Consider the following 12,423-nt stretch of genomic DNA (forward strand, 5'->3'; position numbering starts at 1 on the left):
CCATGAAGACTATTGCTATCGTCAATCAGAAGGGCGGCGTCGGGAAAACGACGACAACGATCAATCTGGCCGCAGCGTTGACCCTTCTCGGGAAAACGGTTCTAATCATTGATCTGGACCCACAAGGCAATGCCAGTACAGGTCTTGGCCTTTTGCGCGCAGACCGCAATCAAACCAGTTATGATTTACTAGTCGATGGCGTGGATATTGATGACACTATTCACGAAACCTCTGTGCCGAATTTACAGATCATCCCGTCCGATATGGATTTATCCGGCGCGGAGCTCGAAATTGGTGAGCAGGCCGGGCGCACAACGCGGTTAAAATCTGCCCTGAACAGCTTGTCGCCCAAACCGGACTATATCTTGATCGACTGTCCGCCGTCCTTAAGTCTATTGACTGTCAATGCCTTAGCGGCATCCGATAGCGTTCTTGTGCCGCTACAATGTGAGTTTTATGCGCTTGAGGGATTAAGCCAGCTGCTCAAAACTGTAGAGATGGCGAAGGCCAATATTAATCCCGCTTTGATCATCGAGGGCGTTATGCTGACCATGTATGATCAACGTAATCGCTTGTCAGCGCAGGTCGCCGCGGATGTCCGCAAGCATTTGGGCCGCGCCGTGTTTAAAACCATGGTGCCGCGCAATGTCCGCATTGCCGAGGCGCCCAGCTATGGCCGGCCGGTGCTTATGTATGATCGTAATTGCGCCGGATCCATCGCCTATATGGATTTAGCAAAAGAGATATTGGCGCGAAGAAAACCTGAACAGAAACGAGGCACATAATGGTAAAATCTCCCAAATCTGAAGCATCGACGCCCAAACGGGCACGCGATCGTGGTCTTGGACGGGGTTTATCTGCATTGATGAATGATGTTTCAGACGCTGTTTTAGACAATCCTGCCTCTGAAGAATCTCCGAAGATATCGAAGGTATCACCTGATAAAACGCATGAAAATGTAAAGACTACCCCATCTACACGCAGCGCAGCCGAATTTATTTCGATATCTCTGATTGAACGTAACCCTAATCAACCACGCCAATATTTCGACCCGGTCAAGATGGTGGAGCTGGAGCGCAGCGTTAAGGAGAAGGGCGTGTTGCAGCCATTGCTCGTGCGCCCGTTTGAGAGCAAGGGGAAGACCCGTTACCAGATCGTGGCCGGCGAACGCCGCTATCAAGCTGCATTGAAGGCGGGACTGGATCAGCTCCCCGCTATGATACGCGAGTTGTCGGACCGCGAGGTTCTTGAGATTGGCGTGGTCGAAAATGTCCAGCGCGCCAATTTGAACCCGATCGAAGAGGCCAGCGCCTATCGCAATTTGATGGATGAATTTGGACGCACACAGGAAGACGTCGCCACTGCCGTCGGCAAAAGCCGTTCACATGTGGCGAATATGGTGCGGCTTTTAACCCTGCCTGACCGTGCACAGCACTTTCTCGCTATGGGAAAACTATCAGCCGGACATGCGCGCGCCGTTATATCTGCCCCGGACCCACTGGCTCTGGCTGAAATGATTGTCGCCAAAGATCTGTCCGTACGCGAAACCGAGAAGATGGTTCGCCGTCTGAAAAAAGGACAGCCGCTACAGCCGCGCTTAGAGACAAAGTCGGCGGACATCCGCGCGCTGGAAAAACAGCTCGGCGATACGCTCGGCCTACGGGTGGATTTAAAACATAAAGGCCCGAATGGACGCCTTGAAATTCATTACCGCAATGATGAAGAGCTGGAAGACCTGATCAAACGCCTGCCTGAGGGCTGGGGTTAGCCTACAGGAGGCGTGATTAAAATATAGCCTGTGCTTCCAAATGCCGCCAATTCGATTGTCTCAGGATTAAAATCAACCGAAACATCATATCTTATACCTTCGACAACTAGAATGACAATATTACTGCGTAATGTGATACTAAATTGAACTTCTTGTCCAATAACTTGGTGCAAAACTGCGTAGTCACCATCAATGGTGTCCCAGCTCTTACCTGTTTTTTTCGACTTCATCCATTCCGCTTCAACATGGTTGCCAACCTGTGGGCATATAATCCCAATATTTATAGATAGGCCTTCCTGAACACTTTTAATTTGAAACCTTAACCCTGAACCCCATTTTTCGTGGCGGTTACAAGCTGTTATGTTCATTTTTCCGCTAATTTGGCCCGATAGTGTAAGTTTTGATTTAGCTTCGATATCAATATAATCATAATGCCCGCTTTGAATATCAAAATCATAACGACTTAAAGCGGTTGCACCGCTTGCCGCCGTCACTAAGTTCGAGTTAAAGGCAGGTAAACATATAACAAGAAAAAATATATATTTTAGATTCTTAAGCGCCATGATTGGAAATCATAGGGAAATAAGCCTACATGGCAAACCGAAATTCGTTTTTATCTGCTCGGCCAATATCTTATTTCCCATTACAAAATCATAATTCCGCGCGCGAAACCTTCACAAATGTGAAATCATATCTATATAACTCTGCTGGAGGGACTTATGGCCAAGACACCCAAGACGAAATCAAAAACGAAACCTAAGAGCAAAGCGGTCGCGAAGAAAACCGCTGCGTCGACCCCGTCGACCTATACGGGCAATATGACGATGTCTGTGGCGCTCTCACCCGAGCAGGGATTGTCGCGTTACCTCTCCGAAATTCGTAAATTCCCTATGCTTGAGCCGGACCAGGAGTTTATGCTCGCCAAGCGTTTTGCCGATCACGATGATATGGGCGCGGCTGAGCAAATGGTGACATCACATTTGCGTCTCGTGGCGAAGATCGCCATGGGCTATCGCGGCTATGGCCTGCCCATTGGTGAAGTCATCAGTGAAGGCAATGTCGGGTTGATGCAGGCGGTCAAGAAATTTGATCCTGATAAGGGGTTTCGCCTGTCAACCTATGCCATGTGGTGGATCCGCGCCGCGATACAGGAATATGTTCTGCGCAGTTGGTCGCTTGTGAAAATGGGCACGACCGCCGCGCAAAAGAAATTATTTTTCAATCTACGCCGCCTTAAAGGCGAGATGAAAGCGATTGATGACGGCGATTTGCATCCCGATGATGTCGCCAAGATCGCGACCAAGCTTAACGTCAAAGAAGCCGAAGTCGTGTCGATGAACCGCCGTATGTCAGGCGGTGATGCGTCGCTTAACGTCACCATAGGCGGCGAGGATGGCGGCGGCCAGTGGCAGGATTGGCTCGAAGATGAAAATTATGCGCCGCAGGATAAGGTTATTGGCGATAGCCAGGAATATGATGCCCGCATGTCGCTTCTGCGTGACGCCATGAGCGATCTGAATGCGCGTGAGCAGGATATTATTGAAAAACGCCGCCTGTCGGATAGCCCGCAAACGCTGGAAGAACTGGCGCAAGTCTATAAGGTATCACGCGAACGTATCCGCCAGATTGAAGCGCGCGCATTTGAAAAACTGCAAGAGGCGATGATGAATGCCGCGACGCATAAGGGTCTGATTGAGGGCTAAGTGTCGAACTTCTGCGAAAGCGGCCCCATTGATTATCCACGCAATCTATCGGGGTCTTGGGGTCTCGGCGCCTAGGTCTGCTCTTGTTGACCGGATTGGTGAAGCCTCTATATCGGTTAATACAGCGCGCCCTCTATCGGCTCCACAGCCGGCGGCAGGTCTGTCTCGCCCAGAGCATGGGATTTTATCGCAATTTCAACATCACGGGCTATTGAGTCCATCGGAATGACATTGCGGTTATTTACGAAAGGCTCGTCCATATAGCTCCCAATTCCCATAATCATGGAAAACATCCAACCGATCAGAACGACTAATAAAATCGCAAAATAGGAAAATTCTTCAAGAGACGGCAGAGATAGCGACGTTAAAATTATCAACAGCCAGATAAATGTCTTGGTAAAAAAGATATAATGTGCGGGAAAAGGCGTATTTTTAAGGCTCTCGCAGGTATTTTGCGCCGTGATCAAACCGCGGTGAATACCGACCATTTCGAAGTGCTCACCATCATAAAACTGGCCTTCGGACTGCGCGATTCGAAAATCACGGCTATTGTTTAATAAAAGGTCATAGGCAGGATTGGGCGAGCTTTTCAAAGCCTCATATTCATCATGATCCAGAAAGGCCTCAATATCTCCAAGCGGAGACAGGCCCTTGAGTTGACGGTTCAAGACCCAAATATAGGCCATCATCCGGCGCAGCATGCGCGGCATCACTTGGGCCGCAATCTTAGACGGTTTGCCGGTCTTATGATTAATATAGGCCTCTCCGCGGCGCCGCGTTAAAAGTATCGCCATATTACGGATATTACAGCGAACCTGCCCAAATGTACTCCGGCCCGTCATCCAGCGCTCATAAGCGCTATTGGTTTGAAACCCTAAAAAGATAGAGAGGGCCGTACCCAAAATGAGCGGCGTTGCCATATCAATGGTCAGATATTGAAGGTTAAATACCTGAATGGGAACGATAATTACAGAGGCCAGTAAAACCATGGCCAGCAATTGCTTCCAAATGACTTTAAACAGCCTTATAAAAGAAATATTCTTTTCAATAATCATGTCGCGTCCCCCCAATGGCTGCGTATATTAATTCTTTTAATTTCACAAAATTATAGACGTTGTAAAATATTTCAACGCGGCTCCGATATATCCCGGGTCATTTTCGGAATATAGGCGTGATCTTTATCAAATCGGATAATCGGTTTACCTTCCGGTGCGTAAACGGTGTGTGTGGTCACGTGCCCCCCATCCCAGTGATGCAGGCACAATCCTGGCCGGCTTTCAACTAAAAGCGGCCGGTTGTCGGGCGTATTTAAATCCATATCGGCGATTTCGAACTTCACTTGCGGCGCGGTTGCCGGCGAGACGCTGACCGAGGTATGGGAAAATCGCTGCGATATTGGGCGGTGAATATGACCCGACATAATGTGAATAATATTTTTGTGCTTGTCGACAACGGCCCTAAACCGTTTGACCCACGGGGCATCATTGTCTGATGTCATCCAGGGAATTTGCGTCTCGATAGGGGGATGATGCATAGCAATCAGCGTGGGCATATCCGGCTTTTCAGACAGGGTCTTGTCCATCCAGTTTGCCCGGCCCTCGCAAAATCCGCCGCCATGGCGTCCTTCTTTAAGTGTATCAAGCATTATAAAACGCAGACCGTCATGTTCTACCGCATATTGAATAAAACCGTTTTCCTGGGGCGAGTCTCTGAAAACAGATAAATATGCCGCGCGGCGATCGTGATTGCCCATGCCCATATAGACGGGGACATTCAGGGTCGAAGCGATGGCTTTGAGGGTTTTATAATCGCGGACTTCACCCGATTCGACCAAATCTCCCGTTAGAAAGATCATGTCGGGCTGTTTTATCAGACTTCCAATCCACGCTAAAACATCTTTGAATCGCTTCGTGTTTTCATCACCGGGACCCGGCCCGTCAAATCCGATATGCAGATCTGTAATTTGCGCGATAAGCATAGACGTCTTTCGAATACCAATCCGGCAGCATCATATAGTCTTCACAACCAGCAATGCTATAATATGTTCAAATTAGACTCTGGCTAGCATGGCATTAAGTAAATGTCGCACATTTCTTCGCGGCAGCATAATCGCCGCGTCAGTCCAAGCCTGGTCTTATAAATTGAGAGAGTTTGAGCGTATTTGCTCTACCGCTGCGCCGCTCAATTTGTTAGGTCTGCGCAAACATTAAGAGGCAGATCATGGCAGGACGCGTAGCAATTATTACTGGCGGAGCCCGCGGCATCGGCTTTGCCTGCGTGCAGCGGTTTTTAGATGACGGCTACCGCGTCATGCTGGCTGATCGTGATGAATATGCGGGGCAAGAGGCCATTAACACTTTGGATATGCCGGAATCGCGTCTGGCCTTTTTGCATTGCGATGTGGCGGACCGCCTCTCCGTGCACAATCTGGTCGCAGAGACGTTGAGCGCCTTTAATCAGATCGACGTGCTAATCAATAATGCGGGCATCGTGGCGCGCGGCGGCGCGTTGGATGTCTCCGAAGCTGATTTTGACCGTGTTTTAGCTGTGAATTTGCGCGGCGCATTTCTCGTCAGCCGCGCCGTCGCGCGCCATATGGTTGAAACGCTCGATAAGGCTGACGACCGCTCGGGACTGCGTCTGCCCAATTATAACATTATCAATATTAGCTCAATTAACGCCAAAGTCGCCATTGCTGATAATCTGGCCTATAATGTGTCCAAAGGCGGCATGAACCAGCTGACGCGCTCTATGGCGTTAGAGCTGGCGCCCAAAGCCATCCGGGTGAATGCGATTGGGCCGGGCAGCGTTCGCACCGATATGCTGGCCAGCGTGGTCGATGATGAAGATGCTATGGGCAAAATTTATTCCCGCACGCCGCTGGGCCGCATCGCTCAGCCCAGCGAGATCGCCAGCGTCGCCGCCTTTTTAGCCGGGGATGACGCCAGCTATGTGACCGGCGAAATTATTTATGTCGATGGTGGCCGCCTCGCGCTCAATTATGTGATGCCGCCGCGCACAGGCGCGGGGTCGTAAAAAACCCCGCCGCGCAAAAGCGTAGCGGGGTTAATTAAATACGCGATGTACGCTTAACTATTGATCGTGCGTGCTGGGTTTGAACAGAGATTCCAGCGTATGCTCTGTCTTCGGCGCTTCGGCGGGCGTATCGGCCACAGGGGCAAGACTGTCCGTTGTCACTTCGTCATCGATAATGCCGTCTTTCGCGCGTTTCTTAGCGAGCTTTTCAGCAGCGGTTTTCACCATTTCATCAAGTTCAATCTGGCTGCACAGGCCGAGGCTGACCGGATCGGTTGGATTGATTGTCGATGTTTTCCAGTGGGTGCGGTCCCGAATAGCATTAATAGTCGGCTTGGTTGTGCCGATAAGCTTGGAGATTTGCGGGTCTGACACTTCGGGATGATTCCGTACGATCCAAGCAATGGCATCCGGGCGATCCTGACGGCGTGACAGCGGCGTATAACGCGGCGCTTTACGCTTTTTCTTCCCTGTCGTAACAGGCGCATGATCAAAGGTCTCACCCTTCATGTCATAATCGGCATTGCCTTCGGCCTTTTCAATTTCAGAGCGCGCCAATTGCCCGTTAGCAATCGGATCCGCACCGCGAATACCTGTGGCGACGTCGCCATCTGCAATGCCTTTAACTTCGAGAAGATGCAGATCGCAAAATTTAGAAATCTGCTCAAATGTCAGGGCGGTATTATCGATCAACCAGACGGCTGTAGCCTTTGGCATTAAAATCGTGCTCATCATCGTCTCCTTGGTGGCCGTGTCGGGCCATTAAAAAAACCCCGCTCGGCGGGGTCGTTTTGCGTGGAATTCGGGGAATTCCGTAATCCATTAGCCTCTATGTACCGCTGATTGAGATAAATATCAAGAGGCCGTGCAGTAACGCGGCTTTCGCAGTGTTTACGCGCGCCTAACTGTATTGGGAGCTTTAATGTATGCATTGCGACTTTGTCTTATTCCGGTCTTTCGTCTTGTGGGGTTGACCGCTAGAAGAGACAGATTGCGCCAATGATAGATTTTGGAGCAAGAGGGATGACTATGACAAATGATGAAAATGAAGCCCTGCTTAAACTCATGGGGTCTGTATCAATCGGGGACGATTTATACGGCCTGTCGATCAAAGAATTACAGGCCCGCATTGATGCGTTAAACGCAGAAGTCGAGCGTACATATTTGGCGTTAACTAAAAAACGCGGTGATATGTCCGAGGCTGAAACACTTTTCGCCCCCCGCAAGACAGACTGAGCGGAAATTACGCCTTTGGCATGAGAGGCATCCATGTTGGAACGCGCCTTGCACATCAAAGGCAAATAATACGGTGCGTTCCCGCATTGGCGCGGCGTGCAGACACAGAAAGATAATGTTATGACCGAAAAGGGTGCCCACAGCTCCGCTGCCGATACGCTTGGCCCGCAGGCTGAAGCGCGCCTGCTTGAATTCACGCGCAGCGAGCTTTTTGCACGCACTTTCCGGGAAGGCATGGATATGGTTGAAGAAACCGCTGCCTATCTGGACGGTCCGGGCCGTGCGCAGAGTAAAGCCCTGGCGCGTGATAATGCACTGGTCTATGCCAGCCAGTCCATGAAACTGACAACACGCCTTATGCAAGTCGCGTCGTGGCTGCTGGTGCAGCGCGCACTTAAAGAAAGTGACATGACCACTGTCGAAGCGCGGCAGGAAAAATACCGCCTCTCTTCAGAAATGCCGGATGACAGCGTAAAGCCTCTGGCAGAATATGGAGACATCTTGCCCGCCCTTCTGCTGGATTTGTTGGCGCGGTCCGAAGCCCTTTACGAACGTATAGTGCGCCTTGACCGCAGCCTGTACGGCGCGATCAATGCCCAGACCGGTAATACGGTCGCTGACCAGATTAGCCGGCTTGAAGCCGCTTTTGGGAAAATAGGCTAACGGCCTGTCTAATATGTCATGCCTTTGGGGGCTGACATTTTAGCGTTAAAGGCTATGAGGGCGGCATGAAGACTGCCGCTTTAATATTATCCGCATTCGCGCTGGCCGCTTGTGCCACCAATGCTCCTTTCACACCGCGAAGCGATTATCCACCTGATCCTTGGGTCAAAGGCTATGCCAATGATGATGATTGTATAGGCGGCGAAGACCTCGCGGCGATGAGTCTCGATATGCCGGATTACCCCCGCGCCTCTTACCGCGCGGGCCGTCAGGGCTGGGTGATTGTACGACTTGATGTCGATGCTGCCGGCGTCACGCAAAATATTGCCGTCGAGCGCTCCGTCCCGGAAGGTCGCTTTAGCAAATCCGCGGTTAACGCCGTACGCGACTGGCGCTTCGAGCCGCCGAAAAATGGCGGCCTGTCAGATTGCCGCGTGCTCCTGCGTTACCGCCTTGGCGGGGTTACGTTAGGGGGATGATATGAGTAAAAGAAAATCAAAATCGCAAGCACATATACCTTCGCCGCCCCAACCGTGCCAAATTTATCTTCTGACGCCGCCGCGCATTGAAGATTTAGATGCCTATTTGAGCACGCTTGACGCGGCCTTGTCGGCCGCGTCTGTGGCATGCCTTCAAATCCGGTTCAAAGAGGATGACAGCCATAAGGACTGGAACAGTTCAGCCCGCATTCAGGCGGCCCGCGCTATAGTCGAGCTTGCCCAAGGATACGGTACAGCGGTTCTGATCAATGACGATGTGAAGATGGCCAAAGATTTAGGCGCGGACGGCGTCCATATCGGGCAAGAGGACATGCCTTATGCCGAAGCGCGCGATTATTTGGGCCCCGACGCGATCATCGGAGTGACCTGTCACGACAGCCGGGATCTGGGGTTCGAAGCCGCGATGGACGGGGCAGATTATGTGGCGTTCGGAGCTTTCTTCGATACGCCGACAAAAACGCCCAAAACTCGGGCGCAATTGGAGATTTTGTCATGGTGGCAAGAAATGGTAGAAGTGCCCTGCGTGGCAATCGGCGGAATTACGCCCGGCAACGCCGCGCAAGTGATCGCAGCGGGCGCGGACTTTATCGCGGTCTCGTCGGGCGTTTGGGCGCATCCGGATGGCGCCGCCGCAGCGGTGTCAAAGCTCTCGGCGCTCTGTCAGCTCTCGGACTCCTGATTAGCGCATCAATACCTGCGCAGGCGCAAATGAGCGATGATACACAGACGAATGGCTGGCTTTTGACTGCGCCCCAAACTGACAATGTCAGCTATGAGAGCGCCGCAACTCACTATAATGACGGTAATTATGCCCAGGCTCTGGTCTATGCCAAAACGGCCGGATCACAGGGTCATGTTCTGGCCCAGCTAATGGCGGGGCAAATCCTGCGCAGCGGCCGCGCCGGAGACGTAAATTACGTAGATGCGGCGCAGTGGTATAGCCGCGCGGCGCAAAGCCGAAATAGCGACGCTATGCTGGCGCTGGGCGATATGGCGCTCAAAGGTGAAGGCGGGCTAACACCATTGGACGCGCAGGGCTATTTCAAAGATGCCGCGGCGCAAGGCCGCGAGGAGGCGATGCAAGCCTTAGGCGTGATGTATCAAACCGGGCGCGGCGTAACCAAAGATAATAATGAAGCCGCCGTTTGGCTCGCCAAAGCCGCTGCGCAGGGCGATGCGGGCGCAGCAAAAAAACGCGGTGACCTGCTGATCGAAACGGATCCCAAAGCCGCGCTGGAGGCTTATGAACAGGCCGCAATAGCGGGCGACGCTGACGCGGCCTATATAGCCGCGATTATGTATGTCGAAAATATGGATATCCGCCCCAATGAGCCGCGCTCGGTAGAGCTGATGCATCAGGCGGCACGGTCGGGTCACGGCGCAGCGATGGCGGATTACGGACTCTATGTCTATCAGGGCCTCGCCGGAGGCAGTCAGGCCGAGGCCGCACAATGGTTTGCCCGCTCGGCCAATTCCGGTGACGATCAAGGTAAATTCCTATACGCTTTCACCCTCGCCAAAGGCGAAGGCGTCACACAAGATTTTGAAGATGCCTATTACTGGCTGCTCAAAGTTAAGCCGTCCGGCATTGATGTCTATGACCGGGATTATCGCGAGCTTAAAAAACGCCTCGAAGACAATGTCGATCCCGCTATTTTGGACAAAGCCAAGGCGCGGCTCGCGACGGAAAGTTAAAGAGTGACCGTTCCTTAGATCACGGGGAACAAAACCTCTGGATTTTTCATAGCCTTGATCTCGAGGACATTATTATTCGGATCGGCGATAAAGAAGGTTTCCTGCTCATATTTATCGTCCTCAAACCGGCGGTAAGGTTTATCGATATAGTCGAGACCTGCAGCGGCGATGCGGGCTTTAACAGCGTCAAAATCGTCCTGGCAGAGATGAACGCCGAAATGCGGGACGAGCACAGCGCCCATCTCGACATCATGACGAACATTGGGAAGCTGCTCTTCACTTTGATGCAATGTCAGCTCATTGCCCCAAAAATTGACATCGACCCAGCGGCCCTCTTCGCGATTGCCAAGCGTGCAGCCGAAAATATCGGTGTAGAATTTGACGGTGACGGCGAGATCGCCGGCGGGAATAGCGAGATGTACAATAGCAGACATAGATCAACCTTATTTAGTTGTGTTTGCAACCTGTTAAAGGAAAGGGGGTGCCGTGGGAAGGGCTGTGATTTGATTAAAGTCACACATCGTAATGAACCCCAATTATTTTGACACATTACACGCCGAGCTTTGAAGAGCGAAAATAGACCATTTCGGATAAGCACGCGTCTCTTCCAGCTCCCACACTTCAGAGACAATATTAGTATGTTAGTATGGCGGTCATCCGTCAGGATATTGGCTTTGAGCGTTTGGAGGGTGTCATGCTCGCATTGCAGGCCGCGCATCTCATAATGTCTTATGAGTGCAACAAGATGGGAACAAATATGAAGCCCCATTCCACACGCTCGCATCCTGTTGCAAATACCGCTTAGCCGTTCTAATTGAGTATTGTCTGTGACCCACGTCACGCAGGGTTTGATTTTTTAATCGTTCATGAAACTTCTATGATCTCTTCGGGCAAAACGTATATGACAGATGAGTTTAAGACCTTTGACCGCGCCATTAAAAACTGCGCCATTATCCGCGATAATATTGTGCTCAGTGAATTTTCGGCCGGCCAAACAATTCTCATTGAAAGTGAATCCACGGCGCAAGTTTATTTTATTCTGCACGGCAAAGTTAAAGTGACGTCATTTCATCCCAACGGCAAAGAGGTCTGGCATGCGGCTCTGAACCAAGGCCATACATTTGGAGAAATGGCCGCCATAAGCGGTTTGCCGCGCAGCGCTACAATCGTCACGCTTGAAGAGTCAAAAATTGGGATATTGTCAAAATCTCACTTTTTAAATGCCCTCGAATCTGATTCCGGCGTGGCTCTATTTTTCCTAAAAGACATGGTTTCGCGTCTCCAAAAGGCGACGCTATATTCCAATGAACGCGTAGCCCTTGAAATCCCCGGCCGGATTTGTGCGGAGCTGTTACGTCAGGCCAGTCCCCATCAGTTCGGCAATGGACTGCTTGCGGTTAACTCCGACCTCACCGTGACAACCCTAGCGCAGCAATTAAATACCAGCCGGGAGACGGTATCGCGAACTATGTCGTCTTTAACTGAAGCCGGCTGCATTAAAAAAGCGGGCCGCAGATTTTTTATTACAAATAAAGCCGCGCTCATAAAACGGGCCGAAGGATAGCCGCCGCGTCCTAGCGGCCAAGGAATGCCTCGTTTCGTGATGTCGGATTTCGCGGTGCTCTATCCGACCTACGAGGCTGAACAGAAATGTAGGTCAGCTAGAGCGCAGCCAACGGGGCCGCCCGCACGGGCTGACAGGCGTAAGCCAAACGCACATCCTTTTCGTCATCCAGAGCCGCAAGGCGGCGAAGGATCCATGCCTGGGGGCCGCGTCTCTAAATAATTTTGCACGTAACAGAACCCTCTAGGAATTGATCCT

The 12,423-nt window shown here is 51.4% G+C and carries 15 protein-coding genes; 10 read left to right on the top strand and 5 right to left on the bottom strand.

The genetic code is table 11. The features are described 5' to 3' along the window. Nucleotides 1-2: 2 nt before the first annotated feature. A complete protein-coding gene (locus tag H142_RS0111835; protein ID WP_017932356.1) occupies nucleotides 3-785 on the top strand; it encodes a ParA family protein in 783 nt (260 codons plus the stop codon). After that, the gene (locus H142_RS15635; RefSeq protein ID WP_017932357.1) at nucleotides 785-1,768 is read left to right on the top strand and encodes a ParB/RepB/Spo0J family partition protein; all 984 of its coding nucleotides are present in this window, start codon (nucleotides 785-787) and stop codon (nucleotides 1,766-1,768) included. Before H142_RS0111835 ends, H142_RS15635 begins: the two co-directional genes overlap by 1 nt. Here the strand turns inward: H142_RS15635 and H142_RS0111845 are convergent. Then, complete coding sequence (locus H142_RS0111845; protein WP_017932358.1) at nucleotides 1,765-2,331, bottom strand: hypothetical protein; 567 nt, start codon at nucleotides 2,329-2,331, stop codon at nucleotides 1,765-1,767. The genes H142_RS15635 and H142_RS0111845 overlap by 4 nt on opposite strands. A 156-nt stretch (nucleotides 2,332-2,487) precedes the next feature. Here H142_RS0111845 and rpoH point away from each other — a divergent pair, with 156 nt between their 5' ends. Continuing rightward, entirely contained in the window at nucleotides 2,488-3,471 is a 984-nt protein-coding gene (gene rpoH / locus H142_RS0111850) for an RNA polymerase sigma factor RpoH (RefSeq protein ID WP_017932359.1), read from the top strand. Nucleotides 3,472-3,587: 116 nt separating this feature from the next. Here the strand turns inward: rpoH and H142_RS0111855 are convergent, their stop codons facing one another. Further along, on the bottom strand, nucleotides 3,588-4,526 hold the full coding sequence (locus H142_RS0111855) for a bestrophin family protein (protein WP_017932360.1): 939 nt from the start codon (nucleotides 4,524-4,526) through the stop codon (nucleotides 3,588-3,590). A gap of 71 nt (nucleotides 4,527-4,597) precedes the next feature. Beyond that, nucleotides 4,598-5,449, bottom strand: a complete 852-nt coding sequence (locus H142_RS0111860; protein ID WP_017932361.1) for a phosphodiesterase — start codon at nucleotides 5,447-5,449, stop codon at nucleotides 4,598-4,600. A gap of 242 nt (nucleotides 5,450-5,691) precedes the next feature. On the opposite strand from H142_RS0111860, the gene H142_RS0111865 reads away from it, so the two are divergent. Next, complete coding sequence (locus tag H142_RS0111865; protein ID WP_017932362.1) at nucleotides 5,692-6,507, top strand: SDR family NAD(P)-dependent oxidoreductase; 816 nt, start codon at nucleotides 5,692-5,694, stop codon at nucleotides 6,505-6,507. Between the two features lie 57 nt (nucleotides 6,508-6,564). Here H142_RS0111865 and H142_RS0111870 read toward each other — a convergent pair whose 3' ends face one another. Beyond that, nucleotides 6,565-7,239: a DUF1013 domain-containing protein gene (locus H142_RS0111870; RefSeq protein WP_017932363.1), complete on the bottom strand. Its 675-nt coding sequence runs from the start codon at nucleotides 7,237-7,239 to the stop codon at nucleotides 6,565-6,567. A 297-nt stretch (nucleotides 7,240-7,536) separates the two neighbouring features. Here H142_RS0111870 and H142_RS15640 point away from each other — a divergent pair, with 297 nt between their 5' ends. The 5 genes from H142_RS15640 to H142_RS0111895 all read left to right on the top strand — a co-directional run bounded on the left by H142_RS15640 (nucleotide 7,537) and on the right by H142_RS0111895 (nucleotide 10,601). Further along, complete coding sequence (locus tag H142_RS15640) at nucleotides 7,537-7,743, top strand: DUF1192 domain-containing protein (RefSeq protein WP_017932364.1); 207 nt, start codon at nucleotides 7,537-7,539, stop codon at nucleotides 7,741-7,743. 120 nt (nucleotides 7,744-7,863) lie between these two features. Beyond that, complete coding sequence (gene rcdA, locus H142_RS0111880) at nucleotides 7,864-8,406, top strand: protease adaptor protein RcdA (RefSeq protein WP_033315304.1); 543 nt, start codon at nucleotides 7,864-7,866, stop codon at nucleotides 8,404-8,406. A gap of 65 nt (nucleotides 8,407-8,471) precedes the next feature. Beyond that, the gene (locus tag H142_RS16455) at nucleotides 8,472-8,885 is read left to right on the top strand and encodes an energy transducer TonB (protein ID WP_017932366.1); all 414 of its coding nucleotides are present in this window, start codon (nucleotides 8,472-8,474) and stop codon (nucleotides 8,883-8,885) included. Nucleotide 8,886: 1 nt separating this feature from the next. Next, nucleotides 8,887-9,585: a thiamine phosphate synthase gene (gene thiE, locus H142_RS0111890; protein WP_017932367.1), complete on the top strand. Its 699-nt coding sequence runs from the start codon at nucleotides 8,887-8,889 to the stop codon at nucleotides 9,583-9,585. A gap of 29 nt (nucleotides 9,586-9,614) precedes the next feature. Further along, entirely contained in the window at nucleotides 9,615-10,601 is a 987-nt protein-coding gene (locus H142_RS0111895; RefSeq protein WP_017932368.1) for a tetratricopeptide repeat protein, read from the top strand. Between the two features lie 14 nt (nucleotides 10,602-10,615). On the opposite strand, the gene H142_RS0111900 is transcribed toward H142_RS0111895, so the two are convergent. Further along, a complete protein-coding gene (locus H142_RS0111900; RefSeq protein ID WP_017932369.1) occupies nucleotides 10,616-11,035 on the bottom strand; it encodes a VOC family protein in 420 nt (139 codons plus the stop codon). Between the two features lie 467 nt (nucleotides 11,036-11,502). On the opposite strand from H142_RS0111900, the gene H142_RS0111910 reads away from it, so the two are divergent. Further along, the gene (locus H142_RS0111910; protein WP_169331858.1) at nucleotides 11,503-12,165 is read left to right on the top strand and encodes a Crp/Fnr family transcriptional regulator; all 663 of its coding nucleotides are present in this window, start codon (nucleotides 11,503-11,505) and stop codon (nucleotides 12,163-12,165) included. Nucleotides 12,166-12,423 lie beyond the last annotated feature (258 nt).

Origin of the sequence: Robiginitomaculum antarcticum DSM 21748, from assembly GCF_000365025.1 — a bacterium.
GTDB classification, from domain to species: domain Bacteria; phylum Pseudomonadota; class Alphaproteobacteria; order Caulobacterales; family Maricaulaceae; genus Robiginitomaculum; species Robiginitomaculum antarcticum.

What these genes read in the sequence shown, in the direction of transcription:
- H142_RS0111835 (WP_017932356.1), top strand. Translation starts at nt 3, where the DNA reads ATGAAGACTATTGCTATCGTCAATCAGAAGGGCGGCGTCGGGAAAACG.
- H142_RS15635 (WP_017932357.1), top strand. Translation starts at nt 785, where the DNA reads ATGGTAAAATCTCCCAAATCTGAAGCATCGACGCCCAAACGGGCACGC.
- H142_RS0111845 (WP_017932358.1), bottom strand. Translation starts at nt 2,331, where the DNA reads ATGGCGCTTAAGAATCTAAAATATATATTTTTTCTTGTTATATGTTTA.
- rpoH (WP_017932359.1), top strand. Translation starts at nt 2,488, where the DNA reads ATGGCCAAGACACCCAAGACGAAATCAAAAACGAAACCTAAGAGCAAA.
- H142_RS0111855 (WP_017932360.1), bottom strand. Translation starts at nt 4,526, where the DNA reads ATGATTATTGAAAAGAATATTTCTTTTATAAGGCTGTTTAAAGTCATT.
- H142_RS0111860 (WP_017932361.1), bottom strand. Translation starts at nt 5,449, where the DNA reads ATGCTTATCGCGCAAATTACAGATCTGCATATCGGATTTGACGGGCCG.
- H142_RS0111865 (WP_017932362.1), top strand. Translation starts at nt 5,692, where the DNA reads ATGGCAGGACGCGTAGCAATTATTACTGGCGGAGCCCGCGGCATCGGC.
- H142_RS0111870 (WP_017932363.1), bottom strand. Translation starts at nt 7,239, where the DNA reads ATGAGCACGATTTTAATGCCAAAGGCTACAGCCGTCTGGTTGATCGAT.
- H142_RS15640 (WP_017932364.1), top strand. Translation starts at nt 7,537, where the DNA reads ATGACAAATGATGAAAATGAAGCCCTGCTTAAACTCATGGGGTCTGTA.
- rcdA (WP_033315304.1), top strand. Translation starts at nt 7,864, where the DNA reads ATGACCGAAAAGGGTGCCCACAGCTCCGCTGCCGATACGCTTGGCCCG.
- H142_RS16455 (WP_017932366.1), top strand. Translation starts at nt 8,472, where the DNA reads ATGAAGACTGCCGCTTTAATATTATCCGCATTCGCGCTGGCCGCTTGT.
- thiE (WP_017932367.1), top strand. Translation starts at nt 8,887, where the DNA reads ATGAGTAAAAGAAAATCAAAATCGCAAGCACATATACCTTCGCCGCCC.
- H142_RS0111895 (WP_017932368.1), top strand. Translation starts at nt 9,615, where the DNA reads ATGAGCGATGATACACAGACGAATGGCTGGCTTTTGACTGCGCCCCAA.
- H142_RS0111900 (WP_017932369.1), bottom strand. Translation starts at nt 11,035, where the DNA reads ATGTCTGCTATTGTACATCTCGCTATTCCCGCCGGCGATCTCGCCGTC.
- H142_RS0111910 (WP_169331858.1), top strand. Translation starts at nt 11,503, where the DNA reads ATGACAGATGAGTTTAAGACCTTTGACCGCGCCATTAAAAACTGCGCC.